General features: G+C 55.4%; 18 protein-coding genes. 6 read left to right on the top strand and 12 right to left on the bottom strand.

The features are described from left to right. Positions 1–53: 53 nt before the first annotated feature. The 9 genes from tssA to ACSOSI_RS15880 form a co-directional block, all read right to left on the bottom strand. The gene (gene tssA / locus ACSOSI_RS15920) at positions 54–1,079 is read right to left on the bottom strand and encodes a type VI secretion system protein TssA (RefSeq protein ID WP_012145724.1); all 1,026 of its coding nucleotides are present in this window, start codon (positions 1,077–1,079) and stop codon (positions 54–56) included. A gap of 23 nt (positions 1,080–1,102) precedes the next feature. Further along, complete coding sequence (gene tagF, locus ACSOSI_RS15915; RefSeq protein ID WP_017893252.1) at positions 1,103–1,822, bottom strand: type VI secretion system-associated protein TagF; 720 nt, start codon at positions 1,820–1,822, stop codon at positions 1,103–1,105. Positions 1,823–1,839: 17 nt separating this feature from the next. Continuing rightward, the gene (gene tssM / locus ACSOSI_RS15910; RefSeq protein WP_476705754.1) at positions 1,840–5,478 is read right to left on the bottom strand and encodes a type VI secretion system membrane subunit TssM; all 3,639 of its coding nucleotides are present in this window, start codon (positions 5,476–5,478) and stop codon (positions 1,840–1,842) included. Further along, positions 5,478–6,680, bottom strand: coding sequence for a DotU family type VI secretion system protein (locus ACSOSI_RS15905; protein WP_017893250.1), 1,203 nt, complete (start codon positions 6,678–6,680; stop codon positions 5,478–5,480). Before ACSOSI_RS15905 ends, tssM begins: the two co-directional genes overlap by 1 nt. A gap of 21 nt (positions 6,681–6,701) precedes the next feature. After that, a complete protein-coding gene (gene tssK, locus ACSOSI_RS15900) occupies positions 6,702–8,048 on the bottom strand; it encodes a type VI secretion system baseplate subunit TssK (protein ID WP_476705753.1) in 1,347 nt (448 codons plus the stop codon). Positions 8,049–8,088: 40 nt separating this feature from the next. Next, complete coding sequence (tssJ, locus tag ACSOSI_RS15895; RefSeq protein WP_476705752.1) at positions 8,089–8,619, bottom strand: type VI secretion system lipoprotein TssJ; 531 nt, start codon at positions 8,617–8,619, stop codon at positions 8,089–8,091. A 26-nt stretch (positions 8,620–8,645) separates the two neighbouring features. Continuing rightward, the gene (locus tag ACSOSI_RS15890) at positions 8,646–9,146 is read right to left on the bottom strand and encodes a type VI secretion system accessory protein TagV (protein WP_476705751.1); all 501 of its coding nucleotides are present in this window, start codon (positions 9,144–9,146) and stop codon (positions 8,646–8,648) included. Between the two features lie 66 nt (positions 9,147–9,212). Beyond that, on the bottom strand, positions 9,213–9,500 hold the full coding sequence (locus tag ACSOSI_RS15885) for a hypothetical protein (protein WP_476705750.1): 288 nt from the start codon (positions 9,498–9,500) through the stop codon (positions 9,213–9,215). A 757-nt stretch (positions 9,501–10,257) separates the two neighbouring features. Next, the gene (locus tag ACSOSI_RS15880; RefSeq protein ID WP_476705749.1) at positions 10,258–11,190 is read right to left on the bottom strand and encodes a LysR family transcriptional regulator; all 933 of its coding nucleotides are present in this window, start codon (positions 11,188–11,190) and stop codon (positions 10,258–10,260) included. 97 nt (positions 11,191–11,287) lie between these two features. Between ACSOSI_RS15880 and pcp the strand changes: the two genes are divergently transcribed. Beyond that, complete coding sequence (pcp, locus tag ACSOSI_RS15875; RefSeq protein ID WP_115184392.1) at positions 11,288–11,935, top strand: pyroglutamyl-peptidase I; 648 nt, start codon at positions 11,288–11,290, stop codon at positions 11,933–11,935. Positions 11,936–12,050: 115 nt separating this feature from the next. Here pcp and ACSOSI_RS15870 read toward each other — a convergent pair whose 3' ends face one another. From ACSOSI_RS15870 to ydgT, 3 genes are all read right to left on the bottom strand, one after another. Further along, complete coding sequence (locus tag ACSOSI_RS15870; protein ID WP_259189747.1) at positions 12,051–13,085, bottom strand: NADP-dependent oxidoreductase; 1,035 nt, start codon at positions 13,083–13,085, stop codon at positions 12,051–12,053. Between the two features lie 76 nt (positions 13,086–13,161). Beyond that, positions 13,162–13,581 carry a universal stress protein UspC gene (gene uspC, locus ACSOSI_RS15865; RefSeq protein WP_012145713.1) on the bottom strand — a complete coding sequence of 140 codons (420 nt, stop codon included), beginning with the start codon at positions 13,579–13,581 and terminating at the stop codon, positions 13,162–13,164. Positions 13,582–13,731: 150 nt separating this feature from the next. Further along, positions 13,732–13,947 (bottom strand): transcription modulator YdgT, encoded by a 216-nt coding sequence (gene ydgT / locus ACSOSI_RS15860; protein ID WP_012145712.1) that lies wholly within the window; start codon positions 13,945–13,947, stop codon positions 13,732–13,734. Between the two features lie 1,377 nt (positions 13,948–15,324). Here ydgT and flhD point away from each other — a divergent pair. The 5 genes from flhD (at position 15,325) to cheA (ending at position 20,248) form a co-directional block, all read left to right on the top strand. Then, on the top strand, positions 15,325–15,675 hold the full coding sequence (gene flhD, locus ACSOSI_RS15855) for a flagellar transcriptional regulator FlhD (protein WP_012145711.1): 351 nt from the start codon (positions 15,325–15,327) through the stop codon (positions 15,673–15,675). A gap of 2 nt (positions 15,676–15,677) precedes the next feature. After that, positions 15,678–16,259: a flagellar transcriptional regulator FlhC gene (gene flhC / locus ACSOSI_RS15850; protein ID WP_012145710.1), complete on the top strand. Its 582-nt coding sequence runs from the start codon at positions 15,678–15,680 to the stop codon at positions 16,257–16,259. 158 nt (positions 16,260–16,417) lie between these two features. Beyond that, positions 16,418–17,308 (top strand): flagellar motor stator protein MotA, encoded by an 891-nt coding sequence (gene motA, locus ACSOSI_RS15845; RefSeq protein ID WP_017893240.1) that lies wholly within the window; start codon positions 16,418–16,420, stop codon positions 17,306–17,308. Continuing rightward, a complete protein-coding gene (gene motB / locus ACSOSI_RS15840; protein WP_126501758.1) occupies positions 17,305–18,270 on the top strand; it encodes a flagellar motor protein MotB in 966 nt (321 codons plus the stop codon). The genes motA and motB overlap by 4 nt, the downstream gene beginning before the upstream one ends. Positions 18,271–18,274: 4 nt before the next feature. After that, positions 18,275–20,248: a chemotaxis protein CheA gene (gene cheA, locus ACSOSI_RS15835; protein ID WP_329906791.1), complete on the top strand. Its 1,974-nt coding sequence runs from the start codon at positions 18,275–18,277 to the stop codon at positions 20,246–20,248. Positions 20,249–20,267: the final 19 nt, after the last annotated feature.

The following is a 20,267-nucleotide window of genomic DNA, read 5'->3' as shown; positions in this document are numbered from 1 at the left end:
GTCAGGTTCAAATGCGGTTATGAGTATCGTTAAGAGAACAAAGGGGTCGGCGGCTAGTTGTTCTCCTCGTTATCGGGGCGACCTAGAATGGTCTCCAGTTGGTTAAGACCATCGGGTGCCAAATCGCGGATTATTTGCATAAAGTCCAGTGCAATCAGCCGCTGTACCCGGTCGATCATCAGCGGCGCCGGGTGGCTGGGCTCATGAAGACGAAAATAGTGTTTTACCTTGTCCAGCATCAGTTGGGCGTCGTCGCGTGACTGAATTTGCGCACTGCGCCAGTTGAGCGTGGCGGCCGGGGCCGCTGCGGCAGCGCTGGTCGGTGGTACGGCGGCGTCATTTGGCTGTTCGGCTGACTCGCTGGCCGGGGCGCTGTCCTGGCCGAACTGAGCGACCAGGGCGAAAATTTTTGTCAGGTTGTGCATTTCCGGCAGGGCGCTTTCGCCTAAATGGCGAGTGACCGTAGTACGGATGGCAGCGAGGGTTTCGGCGATGCGTATCACCAATTGCGCCTCCGGGCGCTCCGGCTGAGACAGTTCATCCTGCAGGCGCGCACGGCCGCCAGGAAAGGTCGGGCACTCGAGCTTACTGCCGTCGAGCAGAGCTCCGGCGTCGCGCAGCGAGATTTCACCGGTAGCCCCTTTCAGCAGCGGCGCAGCGCGCACGCTGGTGGTCAGCGCGGCCTTGTCGCCGAGATCGGCCAGCACGTTGATGCGAAACAGCGGGTCAGCCTCGCCGTCGAACTCCAGCAACGGCAGCAGCGTGTCCCAGTAGCGCTCCAGCGCCTGGTGGATCAACATCAGACCGTCGGCGTAACCTTGCAATCCGCGCAGTTGCGTCCAGGCGCGGGTCAGGCACAGCATCACCCGTAAATCTTTGGTACGCATCAGCAGCGTGGTCGCGAGCCGTTCCACCTGCACCCAGTCCGGTGCTTCTGCCGGAATGATAGTGCTGCCGAACTGCTGCTCGCTCTTACCGGTCGCAGCCTGCTCCATCGCCAGAAAATCGGTGTCATATTCCAGGTTTTCGCCGCAGGGATTTTCTGCGTCAACCGGGGCTAACAGGGTGTCGATAGCCATAAAATTTCCTTCAACAGGCGAGGTTAATCAAACATCTGCGGATATTGACCGCCACGACCGGGGCGCGCCCAGCCATTGGGTTCAAACAGCAGAGAGAACAGTTGCACGGTAAGGTTACCGCTGTGCACATGGGTATAGAGCGGATGCCCATCGGCCTGATTGGTCCACCAGAAACTGGTGTATTGCGCCGGGTCGAAACAGTCGGCCGCCTGTTGCCAGCCCAGGCCGGGCACGTCCGGATGCTGGAAGCCAATAATCGACAGGATCTCGGAATCGGCCTCCGCCGGTGGGGTCGGCAGCGCGGGGATTTCCAGCAGCGAACGGTCGAGCTGCTCGGCGGAAAAACCGTTGCGTACGCCATTGAGCAGCCGGTGGCCGAGCTGGTTGTACCATTCCGCCGCCATGTTCAACTGCTGAGTTCGCCAGTCTTGCTGGCAGAACAGGCGCAGGGCGCAGATCGGGTAATGACGTCCCACCCGGTCACGAGCGGGCAACAGGCAGCCCATCTGGACATACTGACTGCCGAGCGTGGCCGGAATGACGAAGTTCCATACTGGCGCATTGCTGAAAGGATTTCCGTTCGGGCCCGGTGGATTGCGCTGCAGATTCACCAGGCCGTTATGGAACCAGTGGGCCCAATTGTTAACCACCATATCCGGCAGACGACGCTGCAGGAAGTCACCGGCGGAAGGGATCTTGCCATACCAGCCAATGCTTGTGGTTGGGATCAGGTCATTGCTCATCATCTTGTCCTTCGGGCCTACGGGCAGGAGAATGCCGGTAACTGGAACGGATTGCGGATACTGTTGGGAGTGAACTCCAGCGTTACGCGGTGGCCATCCAGGTTAAAGGTGGCCTGACGACCGAGGCTGCTGCTGCCGGCGGAAGTCTGCGCCATATCCACCAAACGGTTTAGCGCCCAGGGGCCGCTGGTGACCAGGCTGGCGGTGGAGCCGTTGGCCAGCGCCAGCTGCAGGTGCACCTGATTGGTATTGCGGGTACCCGGCCAACTGATCACCAGAGGAACCTGCGGCCCGTGGCTGTATTTGAACAGTTGCCCGTCGATATCCAGCGTCAGGTTGAGGATGTCGTTATCCATCCGTACCGGTCGAACGGTCACGCGGTAAGACGGCGTCGCGGTGCCGTTGGCGAAGAAGGCGTCACGAATGCGTTGCGCCTGCTGAAATGAACGCAGGATGCCTTCGCCACCGGGCAGCGTTTTGCCGTCTACGCCGGGAGTGAAACGCCAGTTGGCACGGGTGGTGTCGACCTTGCCCTGCAAATTGTCACGGAAGAAGCTGTCCATCAGCCCGCTGTTCGGCGCAAACATGCGCGCCAAATCGTCTGGCGTCACTTCCTGACGTGCCCGGGCGACCAGAGGATAACGCGCGGCAATCGCCTGGCGGCAGAAGCTGCCGACTTCGACGCTGATGCGTTTCTTGACGTTTTCCATCTCTTTGCGTTGCGTGTCGCTGCTGGCACCAATCGCCAGCGACAGCAGCATCTGTTTGAACGGCACCGGTAAACGACCGGACTCGGCCTGCAAGCGCGGGATGATATCGCTGGGCGGTGCCGACATGCCGCTGTTGGCCGCACCCTGAACCGCGGTCAGGTAGCTGTACAACTCATCAACCTGTTTCAGCACGCTGTCGAACGGGATCTCCTTGTTGCCTTCTCCCTGACTTTGCGCCAGCTCCAGTAATGCGGCGAAATGTGCCATCACCAGTTGTTCCGGCTGGGCAGAGACATCGCCGTCGGCGTTGGCCGGTCGATGGGTGAACAGGGCTTCCAGTTGGTGGTTGGCACTCTGGCTCAGCCGGTCTTCGGTTTTATCCAGCAGCGAACGGGAGTCAGCAGTGCTTTTCTCGTCGCGCAGGGTGACATTTTTGCTGACGTTAACCAGCAGGTTACGCATCGGCGAAGGGTTGCCTGACAACAAGCGTGCGCTGCTGATGCGCTGACTCAGGTTTCCGATATTGGCCAACTGAATATCACCCAGCAGTTCATCCCAGGCGCTGATAAAGTCCTGCATGTACAGTTGGCGAATGGTTTTGATCAAATCGGCATTTTTCTGATCCGGGGTTTTGCTGTTCAGTACCCAAACATCTTCCTGACGCAGGGTATCGGTCACCGGATCAATATTGTCGTTGAAGGTTTTCCAATAGCCCCGTGAGGTAAACAGGCCTGGCACCCCGTCGGTCACCGGCTTGCCGCTTTTGCGCGAAAAGGCCAGTTCGGTCTGCGGGCCGGCCAGGTCAACCAGGCTGACCGGTTTAATCTCGGTTTGCTTAAGCAGCAGGCGTTTCAGACGGCCGTACACCCGCTGCGACAGGGGAGCACGGTTTAGCGCGGCCTGGGCCTGTTCCACCATAGGTTCATCTTTGGCGTAAGGCGAAGCCTGGATCTGCTCGTCGAGCAGTTGGCTCAGGTGCCATTCAATCTGCTGCAGCTGCTTCTGGGTGCTGCCCTGCGGCAGGTTGCGTTGCAGGTTGAGCATGACCCAGGCGCGCAGGAATTTGCCGTCATACTGTTTCGGCAGATACAGCATCTGGTAGGCCTTCAGTGCTTCGTAGCTAAAATCGGCATCGCCGTGGTTGTCGTTGCGCAGCGTCGTGGCGATCTGCTGTGCCACCTGTGGCAGCAGCAACTCCTTTAGCGCTTTCTGATACAGCGAGTCGCTGGCATCACTGACCTGATCGCCACGATACAGCCCCATGCGATAGGTGAACGGGGGATCTTCCAGCGAGAAGTTCTGACTGTCCGGCAAATGCAGCACGCTGTTGAGGAACGGCAGCAGCGAAAGCATATCGCCATTGCCCAACTGCGTCAGACCCAGCCCCTGGCGTTCTACGCCGGGTACCTTGGCGGCCACTTCAGCCAGATAAGCCTTGTTGTTGCTGTAGCTGGTGAACCAGAAAATCGCCAGGATCGCCAGGCAAGCCGCCAGCAGGATATAGCCCGCCCAATGCACAGCGCGGTTACGGTATTCCCACCAGCGGTTGCTGCCCGCCAATCCGGACTCCTGGAAGATCACCGATTCCAGCGTGTCTTTCAGGAAGAAGCTTTGGCCCTTGCCAGCCGGGATGGGTGCGGCCGGATCCACATGGTTCCAGGCCGGGTTGGCGTGTGGTTGGCTGTTCGCCGTTGGCAATTGCAGGTAACGGTTCAGTTCGCCCATCACCCGATCGAACGGCAGACCTTCCTGGGTGCCGCTGGTGAAGTAAATACCGCGCGGAGTGAAGCGGGTTTCAAAACTGGAGGTGGCAAACACCTGTTCCAGATACTGGCCCAGCAGCGGACGCAGGGCCGCGAATTCCTGCGGGAACAGGTAGCTTTCAGCCCGCTGGCGACCATCATGCTCAACCAGCAAGGTCTCAGGCAGCGCGGCATCCAGCCGTTGCTGCAGCAAAGCATACTGTTGTTCGAAGGTGGCATTCAGATTGAAATCTGGCTGACGCGATGCTTCATAGGGGAAGGTAAACCCCCAGATTTGCTCGCGCTGCGCTTTATCAAAGCCGTTGAAATAGGCCATAAAGCCATTAAGCAGGTCGGTCTTGGTGACCAACACATAAACCGGGAAATGGATCCCCAACTGTTCATGCAGCTCAATCAGGCGTTTACGCAGCGAGCTGGCCTGCGCGGCGCGGGCTTCGCTGCTGTCGCTCAACAAATCGGCGATGCTGATGGTCACCATCACGCCGTTGATCGGCTGACGGGTACGGTATTTTTTCAGCAGGCCGACGAAGCTTTTCCACTCGTCGGCGTCTTCCTCGCGCTGGCTTTCCTGAGTGGTATAACGACCGGCGGTATCAAGCAGCACGGCGTCATTGGTGAACCACCAGTCGCAGTTACGGGTACCGCCCACACCGCGCAGGGCTGACTTGCCGAAGCGATCCGCCAGCGGAAAATGCAGGCCGGAGTTGACCAGCGCGGTGGTTTTACCGGCACCCGGCGCACCGATGATCACATACCACGGCAGCTGGTAGAGATATTGGCTGCTGAAGTGGGTCATCCAGCGGTGTTTGCTGTCCCCCTGACCCGGTGCGAAGCGGGCTTTCTTCAACAATTGCGCCGCTTCATCAAAGCGCTGGGCCAGCTGCTCATCCTGTTTGGCTACCGGCTTGCCGTTTTCAGCCGGGACTTCTTCGGCGGCACGCAGGTTACTCAGCAGGCGGCGGTTGAACCAGGCACTGTAGATGCGTGGAATAATGCGGCACAGGAACCAGATCAGATAGATAGCGCCGATGGTTAACTGGCGGTTGAGTGCCGGCTCCAGCGGCCGATAATCGCCGATAGCCACCAACGGGCCGATCATCCAGATGATGAACGCCAGCGCAGTAATGCCGGCAAAGCCCCATAACAGGCGGCTGGTGATGATGGAGAATAACGTACTGAGCATTACTTTCCGTTTCCTTGCGGCAAGCCGTTGATTTCCGCCTGGGTATTTTCTGGCGCAACCAACAGCGTAATTTCTACCCGGCGATTCAGCGCGCGGTTCACTTTGCTATTGTTCGGTGCGACCGGGTTGCTTTCACCGCGGCCTTCCGCCTTCACCCGTTGCGGGTTGTCGAGATGTTTCTGCAGTTGGGCGCTGACCGCGTCGGCGCGTGCCAGCGACAACTCCCAGTTGGAAGCGAAGCGTGCGCTGCGGATCGGCAGATTATCGCTGTAGCCGGTGACCAGGATCTTGCCGCTGACGCCGTTCATCGCCGCGGCAATGCGGTCAATGACCGGGATATAGTTGCCGCGCACCGTCGTTGCGGCGGAGTCGAACAGGCCATCCCCTTTCAGGATCACCACGCTCTGCTGAGCTTCGTCACGCACCACCACCAGACCTTCGGCAATTTCTTTGCGCAGGAAGCTTTTCAGGCTCAGCGTCGGTGGTGCCGCCGGTGCCGGATTGCTGATGGCAACCTGTGGCAGGTTGGTCTGATAAATAGCTGCCAGCACCGGACTGGTGCTGTCGCCCAGCCGCCAGTTGAGGCCGATAAACAGCAACGACGCCAGAAAACCGGTCAGTGCTACGCAGGCCCACAATGGCACCAGAGGGCGCCACAATTTTTGCTGTACCGGCAGATCCAGTGCGTTGGGGGACAGGGGCGGGGCGTAACCGCCGCGTACCGAGCGGATCAGTTGCAGCAGGCGTTGCTTCATGGTTTCCAACTGCGAGCGGCCGTTCTCCATCACTCGATAGCGGCCTTCGAACCCCAGCAGCAGGCAGAAGTTAATCAGTTCCAGCAGTTGGATGTGTTCGCGTGGGCTTTGCGACAGCTTGGCCAGCAGTTGGAAGAACTTCTCTCCGCCCCAGGTTTCGTTGTGGAAAGTCACCAACAGCCCGCTGCCGGACCAGACGCTGCTGCTGCCCCAGGGCGTTAGCGCGGCGGCTTCGTCCAGCGCGGTACACAGGCAATAACGTGCGCCGATAATCACTTCATACGGCAGGTTGGCGCGCTGACCCTGGAGTTCGAAGTGGCGAACTTTATCGATCAGTTGCTGGCGCAGCTGCGCCGGATTGGCGTGGGTGGCCGATTGGCGGATTTGCGAAATGGCGTTCAGCAAAGGGTTCGCGGCTTCTACCAACGGGTTGCCAGCCGGCGTCATGTTATTTTCCTGAGTCATAGGTTACCGGTCCGTATGGCTGCGAATCGCCCAGAATTCCATATCCAGACCCGGGAAGTCGCCGGCCAGGTGCAGAGCGAAGGCGCTGGATTTTTCCATCTGCTTCCACAGGTCACTGCCTTTTTCCAATTCGAAATAGGTATAACCCGCGTGATAGGGGATCTGGCGTGGTGCCGCCGGCATGGTGCGCAGCCCGATGCCTGGCAGTTGCAACTGCACCAGATCGCGAATACGCGTTACCGGGGCAATCTTCATTTGCGCCGGGAAGTGAGTCAGCAGCACTTCGGCGGCGACATCGGCACGTACCGCCAGCACGAAACCGAAGTCGCGCATCATTTTGGTGTCTTGTACGGTGGCAATGTTCAGACCATGCGAGCGTTCGACCAGCGTCAGTTGGATGGCGTTGTCTTCCAGCACCACCGACAGCCCCTGGCGCAGCAACAGCATCAATTTGCCGAAACACAGCGCCAGGTTGTCATGGTCATACACCGGCAGCCGGGCTTCCGGTGTGCGCTGCGCCGAGAAGCTGGCTAGCTCGGTGGCGAACTGCAGCCAGTCGGCGAACAGTCGTTCCGGGTGCAGGTGATCGAGATGGTAAGCGTGGCTCACCTGGCCGAGATGGCGGTTAATCAGTTGCAGCAGCATGAAATCGACCATCTCGGAACTGCCGCCGCGACCCGGTTGCAGCAGGCGCTGACTCATCTGCTGGCTACGCTGTTGCAGCAGGCCTTGCAGATCGTTGATAAAGGTTTTCAGCACCGAGCTTCCCTGACAGTTCAGCATCGGCGGAATTTGCACCTGATCGAGACGCAGGCTGGCGTCACCGCGTTTTTCCAGCACCCGGGTTACGCCGAGGGCCGTCCATTCGGCATTGAGTTCGCTTTCCAGCATCAGACGCAGACGCAACTGACCAAACTGCAATGCCGCGCTGCCGACCGAAACGGCGTTCAGGTCGTCGACTTCGTTTTCATAGGCCAGATAACGCGCCAGCGCGTCCGGTGCTTCCTGAAAAATCACGTCTTCACGGCCCGCGCGGTAGGTTGGCAATGCCAGAACCACGTTTTCGCCGGTTTTGTTTTCGGCAATGGCCAGCGGAGCAGGCGCCTGTTGGGCGCCGGAAAAACGAAAGGGCGTGCCGTCCGGCATGATGCCACTGGCGGCGTTAAGCGCAATTTTGCCCTGACGCAGCAGGGTTTGATCCAAATCCAGCTGGAGGAAGCCCCAAAAATAACCTTGGTGGGCCTGGCCCCAATTACGCATGTAGCTTTCGAGATAGTTTTCCGCCTGCTGGAAATGATGAGGGCGCAAAAACATCCCTTCAGTCCAGACGACCTTATGAGCATCTTTCATCGTCACACCTATAGTTACTTCGCTTGGCCCTGGCTGCAGGTCAGTCGGGATCTTTCACGGAGTGCAGGCCATTAATGCCTGCCACAATGTGGGCTTCCAGCTCATCCGGTGAGAATTGCCACACCTTGTAGAAATTGGTCTCGGTCGGTTCCGGTAGCGGCAGTGAAATGCGCCAGGCTTTGCCATCGAGGTTCTGATATTCGGCGATGATGCCGATATAACGAGTTTCGAGCGTGCTTTGGCCGCCGAGTTTCTTGCCCCTTTGGCCCGGGGTCAGGAAGAACTGGTCGCTGTCCAGCAGGCTGGCGCCGAGCTCGCTTTTGGCATCGCTCTGCAGGCTGAAGAAGTCAGCGTCCATAAATTCCGCATCGGAACGTAGCAGCAGTACCCGAATCTTTATCGGTGCCGGTCGTTGGCCTGCCGCGGCGTTCACCTGGCTGTCGGCATCGAAGACCAGGCTATAACGCGAGGGCACGCTCTTGGCAGAAGACATGCAGCCGTTGAGCACCAATGCGCCCAACAGCAGGAACACTATCCCGCACCAGCGGGAGGTGGTGGGTGTTGTTGTCATGGTGAGTCTCGTCAACCAGGGGGAAACTACTGAAGGATCCAGGTGGCAGAACCGCTGTCTTTACAGGCTTTGCTGTCACTGCCGACTTTCACGCAGTCCTGCCGGGTAGCACGATTCCGACGCGGTAAATCTTTACGCAGCGTCGATTTGTAGCGTGAAATCGGCACGCCGGCGTTGGCCTGGATGTAGCCCATCAGGTTTCCACCTTCGGCCTCGGTGATCGCCAGCCAATTGTTTTCGACTTCCCCCAGTGCATAAAACGCGGTGGCATTGTCCAGGCTGCCGACGGCGCTGCCGCTGTAACCCGGGCTACTCATGATGCTGGCCGCATACAGGCTGCGGTATTCCTTGCCGATAGGTTTGAACCGTTGCGGGGCCTTGATGGCTGCGCGGTGCTGAAGTTTTACGCCGTCCACCTCACTGCTGATCATGGCGTTGATATCGAGAGCCGGCGGCGGCGGTGGCGGGGTGGAACAACCGGCAAGCGTCAGGGCGGTTAGCAGCGTTAGGGCAATCCGTGTTTTCACAATATCCTCTTTGATCTTTTTATGGGCAGAAATGACATGAAGGGCTGTGTAATAAAAACGTCTATTTCAGGGGGAAAACAGCAATATCTCTGACCGACTGGGCGCGGTGTAGATGCCCAATGCAGTCGTGGAGTTTTGCAGATGGAGATTGGCTTTGAGAATGACGGGCTGAGGACGCCACTGTGTAAGCCGTAGCTCCTCGCTGGCGAGTTGCCGTAGTTCAGGCTCAGGGCGCAGACGCGGGGAAACCCCCATGTCGGTTAGCACCAAAATGGAGACATCCGGGTGATGTTGTTCCTGCCGGTGGCAAGAACGATAAGGCACGCTTGGACGCAATGTTTTTATGAGTTTCATTGTGTGTGTCAGGCTTCCTGTAGATATCAGCGAACAGTTGGCTGTATCGCTCAAAAACAATCCCGTTTTTCGGTTTAATAGATATCAGGCTACTTCACAATCTTGATGTTTTGGCTGCTTGTACGTCGTGGTTTTGTAGGGGCGGTGGTCAGGTTTTCAAGACTCAAAAATTCCAGTGAATTTCCCCTCCCGGAAGGTTCTTAAACCGTGGCTAAACAGGGTGGAGGGAATTGAGTAATGATAAGTTAATTCGTACTATCCCTGGCTTTAGGCATGGCTACCGCACGAGAGTTGACGCGCGATCCCGATAGCGTATTTGTCACGATTTGAGACATGGGCTGACGAAAAATTTAACAAAGTTTACATATAAACAGAGAATCTGCAGTCTACAATAGCCCTGAAAATTTGCAAAATAACCTTCTGGATCAATGTTTAATTCGTTAGCTCACTCACGTTTTGTTTTTAATGCATATAAAACATGGTGTTATGTGTAATTGATTTTTGTGCTCGCCTTTGGTGGTTCATTGGTAATACCATGAAATAATTATGTAACACTTAAGCCAATGTACTTAAATAACAACTATTTTTTAACGAAAAAAAAGTGACAGGCTGTTTTATGTGCTTACCATTTGCAGGGTAAAGATGATCACATATATAAATAAGTGGAATGTAATTTAGGAGGATTCCTATTTGTCTGGACGCGAAGCCACTCGCGCTGGGGCGCCTGGCTTGTTTGTTAAAACAGCAGAGTGGATGATTAACGGTGAAAAGAAGGAAGATTTAGCTGACTGAGAGTGTCGCATAACCATGCCAGCGCAGGGTCGCGTTTAACCTGCCGGCCGGCGACACATTCGATAGGGAAGGCAGGCATAGCCAATTCACTGGGGAGCGGCAGGAACTGAATTCGTGAAGGATCGGCAAATTGCCGGGCAACGCTGGTGGCCAGGGTGGCTATCAGATCGCTATCCGCCACCACGGCAGGTAGCGCGATAATATGTGAAAACGTCGCGGCGACCCGCCGCGCCAGCCCCATTTCAGTCAACCTCTGATCGATGATCCCGCGTGCCGAACCGTCGTCCGACGGCGCATAAAGCGCATGGGGCAGGCCAATGTATTGCTGCAAACTCCAGCTTTCGGCCGCTAGCTGTGGGTGATGTCGGCTGGCGATACAGGTGAAACTCTCGTTAAATAACGGCTGCACCAGCATGCCTTCCGGCACTTCAAGATGCCCGCCCAGGGCGACATCTATCTCTCCACGTTCAAGCTGTTGCACCACCGTGCGCCGATCCAGCCGTGATACGCGGATATCAATACCGGGCGCAGCCTGACGCAGCCGACTGATGATGGTGGGTAACAGTGTGATATCCGCATAATCACCGGCTGCCAGCCTAAAACGGCGCTGGCTGGCCGTTGCCGGATCGAAACGGGTCGGCGGCGTTAATGCCTGATGGATCTGTTCCAACACCGGTTGTATCTGCAGCATCAGTTGGTGAGCACGGGCGGTGGGCAGCATGCCGCCGCCGCTGCGAACGAACAATGGATCGTCAAACAGGGTACGCAGCCGGGCCAGCGCATTACTTACCGAGGGTTGAGCGCGGTTCAGGCGTTGGCCGGCGACGGTGACATTACGCGTTTGGTACAACGCCTCAAACACCACCAGAAGATTAAGATCGACGTTGGATAAATTCATATTATGAATACTCTATATACAGATAATCCATTTCCAGAATCATACCGCGTTGTTTAGGCTGAGAGCACGGCTATTCAATAACAACATAGGTGTGGCGATGGACAGGGTATTAGTGACGGGTATAGAGCCGTTTGACGGCGATGCGATTAATCCTTCATGGCAGGTCGCGCAAGCTCTGGCCGGGGAACAGGTGGCGGGTGCGGAGGTGGTGGTACGTCAATTGGCTTGCGTGCTGGGTTTGTCCAACCAGCAGCTCATTGCCGCGATTGAAGAGTTGCGCCCAAAGGTGGTTATCTGTCTGGGGCTGGCGGGGGGGCGCGGAGAAATCTCCATTGAGCGGGTGGCCATCAACCTGATCGATGCCCGTATTCCTGATAATGCCGGTAAACAACCGATAGATATACCGGTGGTGGAGGGCGGCCCGGTGGGCTATTTTTCCACGCTGCCGGTGAAGGCGATTGTGCATCATCTGCGTCAGTCAGGCATTCCGGCTGTGGTTTCGCATACGGCGGGGACCTACAACTGCAACCAGCTTTTTTATGGCCTGAGTCACCATATCGCCAGCCATAATCTGGCGATCAAGGGCGGTTTTATCCATATTCCCTACAGCCATGAGCTGGCGGTCAATCATCCGGGAAAACCAAGTATGGCATTAGCGACGATGATCGCGGCGGTGCGCAGTATTGTGCATACCGCGCTGACGGTGGGGGAAGATTTAACCATCACCGGGGGAGCGCTGCATTGAGGTGCCGGTAAAGTGTTCAGTGTTTCATGGTAGGGGCGCCGCATGCTGCGTCCGCCGGCATCATCAATGGGTTAAATCGGGTCGAACTCATTTTCGACCCGTAGCGGTTTTAGCGTTATTCGTCGCCGACGCGGATCACCAGTTTGCCGAAGTTCTTGCCGTGCAGCAGGCCGATCAACGCCTGTGGCGCATTCTCCAGTCCGTCGACCAGATCTTCGCGGAATTTGATTTTCCCTTGCTCGACCCACTCGCCCATCTGCTGCAGGAATTCGCCAAAGCCTTCTGCATAGTCATCAAAAATGATGAAGCCCTGCATGCGGATGCGTTTACGCAGAATCAGCCCCTGCAGCATCGGCAGGCGATCCGGGCCGGCAGGCAAGTCGGTGGCGTTGTAGTGGGCGATAATGCCGCACACCGGAATACGCGCCTGGGTATTGAGCAGCGGGATCACCGCATCAAACACCGCACCGCCGACGTTCTCGTAGTAAATGTCGATACCTTGCGGGCAGGCAGCGGCCAGCTGCTCGGCAAAATCAGGCGCCCGGTGATCGACACAGGCATCGAAGCCCAGCTCTTCTACCACATAGCGGCATTTCTCTTTACCACCGGCCACGCCGACCACGCGGCAACCCTTCAGTTTGGCGACCTGTCCGACGACCGATCCGACGGCGCCGCTGGCGGCTGCAACCACCAGGGTTTCACCGGGTTTCGGCTGACCAATATCCAACAGGCCCATATAGGCGGTGAAGCCCGGCATGCCCAGGACGCCGAGCAGGCGGGAAGGGTGTTTCTGGTCCGGACCGAGATTACGCAAGCCACTGCCGTCAGATAAAGCATAATCCTGCCAGCCGTCATAGCCTAACACCCAGTCACCGGCTTTGAAGTCGGGATGCTGTGACGTAACAACACGCGATACCGTGCCGCCAACCATCACTTCACCGATCTCTACCGGTGGTGCGTAAGAAGGGGCATCGCTCATCCGGCCGCGCATGTAGGGATCCAGTGACAGATAGACGGTACGTAACAGTACCTGGCCAGCAGCGGGTTGCGGCGTCGCCACTTTTTCCAGGCGGAAATTGTCTGCGGTAGGCTCACCATGCGGGCGTGAGGCAAGTAAAAAACGGCGGTTGTGTTGCATAGACTGGGACATCAGACATTCCTTATGCGGATGGAATCCCAAGTCTAGTCAATCATTGACCAGAGGAAATAGCCGAATGTGCTCAGCGTTAAAGAGGAATGATCAGTACGTCGATATGACTGGTATTGATAAAGCGTGCTGCAGAGCAGGAAACCTTGTTCATCATGCTGTCGCTATGATTGCCGCAAACCACCAGATCATAGGTCTGCCGATGGCTGGCGTAGTTGAGGCTGTCACCCAACTCGCCGTGGACGATCAGCGTATCGGCTATTGGATAATCGGCCCGCAGGCGCAGTTCTTCCATAAACAACAGAGTTTCCTCCTCCATTAAGGCACGCAGATCGCCCAACATCGGCCCGGCGAAGTTATTGTACATTTCTGGATTGGCGATCATGCTCAGCAGGGTGATTTTGCCGTTGTAGGGGCGCACGATGGAGACGGCTTTTTCAACCAGGCGATGGCTGTCTGCCGCTACGGCGACGGTAACCAAAACGTTTTGATATCCCATCTTCCACTCCTGTTTCCTGTTGTTAGGGTAAAAGGGTAGAACCTGGCGAAACTAATAAATGTGTTTTGTATCACGCGCGTCAATAAATCATGGGGCATTGCCGTTATTTAGCAATAAAAGATCAACAGACACGCGCGCGTAATAAAAAAATTATAGCACCTGCGCCCACAGAGTTTTGGGTACCTTGCCCAAATCGAACAGTTTTCCGGCAACCAGCTCGGCACGACGGTGATCGGCAGCACGGTACATGTTGCTGATTTCAATATCATTATCAATGGAATAATTGAGCTTGTCGTACACCTTTTCCACGCTGTCCAAACTGGTGCATTTGCGGAATGTCATCAGGTAATCCAGGGTATCGGTCATGATTAAAATATAGCCTGTTAAGAGTTGTTGTCGGACGAAGAAACATCACCCTGTCATCATGACAGCAGCAAAAGTGTGATGTGCGACCTGAAAAATTAATTTCAAATAAATAAATTTCAATACGGTAATAAATGGCTGCGCGCAAGTTGACCCTGCGCTGCAAATAATAATATGCCCGTGGATTGTCGGCAATGCCTGGCTGTCGATCGGCATACAAAATAGGGAAAGTCTCAGGCTTAAAAAGTCCGGGCGGCAAGGCTGGCGGGCGCCTTTCCCCCGACTTGTGCAAATGCGACATGCCTTGCTCTTGGGATCACAGAGGAGGGGGGATGCCAACCCGAGCTTTTTCATTCCCATTAGTGCCAACCTGACCACTCTTCTTCAGCATGAGCGACTGCCTGGCTGCAACGTGAAATCCACTGGGTATATATGAAACCCGTATAAAATAAAACGAAACTACGTTTTATTTTATACGGGGGGTTTTTAATGACCGATAAACATGAAGTGAGGTTTCAATCATTTTTAACTAACGATAAAAAATGATTAAAGTTTTAATTAATACCGCCGATAAATCGTTTTGAGATAATTTTAGCCAAAAAACATCCGAAACCTGCCGCTTTCATTCCCATGATCATGAAACATATGGTTACCTCTGCTTTCTTGTTCACAACCTCAGCGAGACATTGTTAACCTGATTGGATCATTAGCTGAAAATTAAAACAGCCAATGACTCGAATTTTAAGTCAAATCCGAAACCCTAAAACCATATAGTTTACGAGAGTTACTTTTCAATGCGGATAGTTTATTCGTCGGAAAATGGTTATTTATACTGTCTTTATCGGCTACGAGCAGATTTTTGTTCTGTTATTTTAGTTTGGTTATGCTTTTGTTCGAATTGATCTAAAAACGATATTTTTTTGGCTTATATACATTGTTTTTTAGACGTTTTTTTACCTGCGGTGATTTTGCGAGCAAAAATAAGGTCAAAAAAAACACTATAAATGCGATATTTGGCTTAATTATTTTTTATTTTTGTGATGCAGATCACATTGTATTTAAAATTGCCTCTCACTTACATTGTGTGTGCTAATGGTTCGGGGGTAGAGTTGCGCTGCATTAGGAATAATCTTATTAATTTTGTAAAAATAGTTTCACGGTGATTAAACACTGCTGAAGCAAAATGCTGTACATCCATACACGTTGGTTTACGCACGTATCAAATACTGAATGACGGTCCGAATTTAGTGATGTTGAAAAATTTATAACGGTCGTTATTCAGGGATTCATTTGCCAATTTAGGGAACAAACCCAGGTCACGGGCGATAAAAATTATCACCCAGCGTATGTTTTTAAACATAGTCTGTCGGGATGGGGAATATGGGTACGTCTGAATTACTTAAGCATATTTATGACATCAATTTGTCATATTTACTTTTAGCACAGCGTCTGATTAATGATGAAAAAGCATCGGCAATGTTCCGTCTGGGGATCGACGAGACCATGGCTGATGCGCTCGCTCAACTCACGTTGCCACAAATGGTCAAACTGGCTGAGACCAACCAGTTGGTCTGCCAATTCCGTTTTAACGATCACCAGACGATCGAGCGCCTGACGAAAGAGTCGCGCGTGGACGATCTGCAGCAAATCCATACCGGCATTTTGCTATCAAGCCACTTACTGCAAGAACTATCGGCTAAAGACGGTAGTGCGACGAAGAAAAGAGCTTGAAGATGGCAGAGAAAAGTATTGTTCAGGAAGCCAAGGACATTCAGCTGGCAATGGAGCTGATCACGCTGGGCGCCCGTTTGCAGATGCTGGAAAGTGAAACTCAGCTCAGCCGCGGGCGTTTGATCAAACTGTATAAAGAATTGCGCGGCAGTCCACCGCCGAAAGGGATGTTGCCGTTCTCGACCGACTGGTTTATGACCTGGGAACAGAACATCCATTCATCGATGTTTTATAACGCCTACAGTTTCCTGATGAAGAGTGGGCACTGCACTGGCGTTGAGGCGGTGATTAAAGCCTATCGTTTGTATCTGGAACAGTGTCCGCACCAACCGGGAGAACCGCCGTTGTTGGCGTTGACCCGTGCCTGGACACTGGTGCGTTTCGTCGATAGCGGTATGCTGCAGCTCTCGGCCTGCAACTGCTGTGGCGGCACTTTTATCACCCACGCGCACCAGCCGTTGAACAGTTTTGTATGCAGTTTATGCCAGCCCCCATCCCGCGCAGTAAAAAGACGTAAACTTTCGCCGCAACTGGCCGATATTATTCCTCAACTGCTGGACGAGCAGGTTAAACGCGCGATTTGAGCCGGCGACAGCGCCGGTTTATCCAGACTTAAATCGATTTGTGACACGCAAGGTTCGACATACCGAACCCATCGACGCAGCCCAGACTGCTGCGTTGGTGCGTCTCAAACGCGCGCTTATCCCACCTTCCATCCACATTGTTAATTTAAGGAATGCGTGTGCTAGTTATTTTGGGTTATCTCGTGGTATTGGGTGCGGTCTTTGGGGGCTACCTGATTGTGGGGGGCCATCTGGGCGCGCTTTATCAGCCGGCAGAATTTTTGATTATCGGCGGCGCGGGTATCGGCGCTTTTATCGTGGGCAACAACGGTAAGGCGATAAAATCCACGCTGCGTGCCATTCCCAAGCTGATGCGTCGTTCGAAATACAGTAAAGATTTATATATGGACCTGATGGCGCTGCTCTTCCTGCTGCTGGCCAAATCTCGTCAGCAGGGCATGCTGTCCCTCGAATTCGATATTGATAATCCGCAAGAAAGTGAAATTTTCTCTAATTATCCGCGCATTCTTGCCGATAACACCCTCGTGGAGTTTATTACCGATTACTTACGGCTAATGGTGAGCGGCAACATGAATGCGTTTGAGATCGAAGCGTTGATGGACGAAGAGATCGAAACCTTTGAACAGGAAAGCGAAGTCCCGGCAGGCAGCCTGGCGATGGTCGGTGATTCGTTGCCGGCTTTCGGCATTGTTGCGGCGGTGATGGGGGTGGTGCATGCGCTGGCCTCGGCCGATCGCCCGGCGGCCGAGTTGGGGGCGTTGATCGCCAACGCCATGGTCGGTACCTTCCTCGGTATTTTACTGGCTTATGGTTTTATCTCGCCGTTGGCCACTCTGCTGCGGCAGAAAAGCGCTGAAAACGTCAAAATGATGCAGTGCATCAAGGTCACTTTACTGTCCAGCCTGAATGGCTACGCACCGCAGATTGCCGTCGAATTTGGCCGTAAAACCCTGTACACCACCGAGCGTCCGTCCTTCGTCGAGCTGGAAGAACATGTGCGCCGGGTGAAGGCGCCGGCACAGCAGGCGACGGAAGAAGAACAGGCATGAAGCAGAATCACCCGGTTGTTTTGGTCAGAAAACGCAAGTCGCATCAGGCCGGTCATCATGGCGGCTCCTGGAAGATTGCCTACGCCGATTTTATGACGGCGATGATGGCGTTCTTCCTGGTGATGTGGCTGCTGGCGATCGCCAGTCCGCAGGAACTGACGCAAATTGCCGAATACTTCCGCACGCCGCTAAAAGTGGCGCTGACCAGTGGCGACAAGAGCAGCTCGGAAAGCAGCCCGATCCCCGGCGGTGGCGATGACCCGACTCAGCAAGACGGACTGGTGAAAAGGCAGATTGATACGCTGGAGAAGCGCGACGAGGAACTGCGCTTGAACAAACTGCGGGAAAAACTCGATGAGCTGATTGAGTCCGATCCGCGGTTGAAAGCGCTACGTCCGCATCTGCTGATCAACATGATGGATGAAGGTCTGCGCATTCAGATCATCGATAGTCAGAACCGCCCGATGTTCAAAACCGGCAGTGCGCAGGTTGAAAGCTATATGCGTGACATCCTGCGGGCGATTGCCCCGATCCTCAATGATCTGCCGAATAAAATCAGCCTGTCCGGCCACACCGACGACATTCCTTATGCCACGGGAGAGCGGGGTTACAGCAACTGGGAGCTTTCGGCCGATCGCGCCAATGCTTCCCGGCGTGAGCTGATTGCCGGTGGGCTGTCGGAAGGGAAGGTGCTGCGGGTGGTGGGCATGGCTGCCACCATGAGCCTGAAACAGCACGGCGCCGATGACGCCATCAACCGCCGCATCACCGTGCTGGTGCTGAACAAGCAAACCCAGCAGGGCATTGAACACGAAAATGGCGAAAGCAACGCAATCGAGGTCGCTCAGCCGGTCGAACTAAAATCGCTGACCCCGGCGGCGACGGCTCCGGCCACCCTCATTGCACCGGAGCAGCCGGCGGCTGACCCAGTACCGACTAACAGCGACTCACAGCAGAGGTGATCCCGTGAGCATGGATATTAGTGCGTTTTATCAGACCTTTTTTGATGAAGCAGACGAGTTGCTGGCCGATATGGAGCAACACCTGCTGGAGTTGGATCCGCTGGCGCCGGACATTGAGCCGCTGAACGCCATTTTCCGCGCAGCGCACTCTATAAAGGGCGGGGCGGCTACCTTTGGTTTTACGGTACTGCAGGAAACCACCCATCTGCTGGAGAACCTGCTCGATGGTGCGCGGCGTCAGGAAATGAGCCTGAGCACTGAGATTATCAACCTGTTTCTGGAAACCAAAGACATTATGCAGGAGCAACTGGACGCCTATAAGACGTCACAAAAACCTGACGCCGACAGTTTTGAATACATCTGCCAGGCGTTGCGGCAGCTGGCGTTGGACGCACAGCAACAGGATGCCCCCGCAGCGCATCCGGCCACGGAACATGCCGTCGCGGTACCTGCGGCGATCGAAGGCGGGATGCGAATTTGCCTGAGTGGCCTCAAATCCAGCGAAGTCCCGCTGATGCTCGAAGAGCTGGGGAATCTGGGCGAGGTGAAAAACCCGCAGCAGACCGAAAACAGCCTGGAAGTGACGCTGCTGACCTCCGCCAGCGAAGATGACATCAGCGCGGTACTCTGTTTTGTACTGGAGCCGGAGCAAATCAGCTTCGCTACGCCGCCGCAGGCCGAAGTCGCGCCTGCCGCACCGGTACAGTCAGCGCCTGTCGTCGCGACAGCACCGGTGGTCAAACCGGCACCTGCGGCTGTCGAAGTCGCCAAACCACGGGCCAAGGCCAGCGAATCCACCAGTATCCGCGTCGCGGTAGAGAAAGTGGACCAGTTAATTAACCTGGTCGGTGAGCTGGTGATCACCCAATCGATGCTGGCGCAGCGTTCGGGCAGCCTGGATCCGGTGAATCACGGCGACCTGCTCAACAGCATGAGCCAGTTGGAACGCAATGCGCGCGACCTGCAAGAGTCGGTGATGTCGATTCGTATGATGCCGATGGAGTACGTGTTCAGCCGCTTCCCGCGGTTGGTGCGCGATCTGGCCGGCAAGCTGAATAAACAGGTGGAGTTGCAGCTGCAGGGCAGTTCTACCGAACTGGACAAGAGCCTGATCGAACGCATCATCGACCCCTTGACCCACCTGGTGCGCAACAGCCTGGATCACGGCATTGAAGATCCCGATACGCGCGTCGCCGCCGGCAAATCGGCGGTGGGTAATCTGATCCTGTCGGCGGAACACCAGGGCGGCAATATCTGCATCGAGGTGACCGACGACGGCGCCGGTCTGAACCGCGAGAAAATTCTCGCCAAGGCGGCCTCGCAGGGGCTGGCGGTCAGTGACAGCATGAGCGATGAAGACGTTGGTATGTTGATCTTTGCTCCGGGCTTTTCCACTGCCGAACAGGTCACCGATGTGTCCGGGCGTGGCGTCGGCATGGACGTGGTGAAGCGAAATATTCAGGAGATGGGTGGGCATGTAGAAATCCATTCTCAGGCAGGCAAGGGGACCGCGATCCGCATCCTGCTGCCGTTGACGCTGGCGATCCTCGACGGTATGTCGGTCAAGGTGAACGACGAAGTGTTTATTCTGCCGCTCAACGCGGTGATGGAATCACTGCAGCCGCAGGCCGAAGACCTGCATCCATTGGCCGGTGGCGAGCGAGTGTTGCAGGTGCGCGGTGAATATCTGCCGCTGGTGGAACTGTTCCGGGTGTTCGAAGTGGCAGGCGCCAAAACCGATGCCACTCAGGGCATTGTGGTGATCCTGCAAAGTGCCGGTCGTCGCTATGCGTTGCTGGTAGATCAATTGGTCGGTCAGCATCAGGTCGTGGTGAAGAATCTGGAAAGCAACTATCGCAAAGTGCCGGGTATTTCCGCCGCCACTATTCTCGGCGATGGCAGCGTGGCGCTGATTGTCGATGTCTCGGCGCTGCAAACGCTGAACCGTGAACAGCGTCAGACCGACGCGGCCGCATAATAATTAATCTATTGATTTG

The organism is Serratia sp. AR11, assembly GCF_056376275.1.
This window is presented reverse-complemented; position numbering and strand designations above follow the sequence as displayed.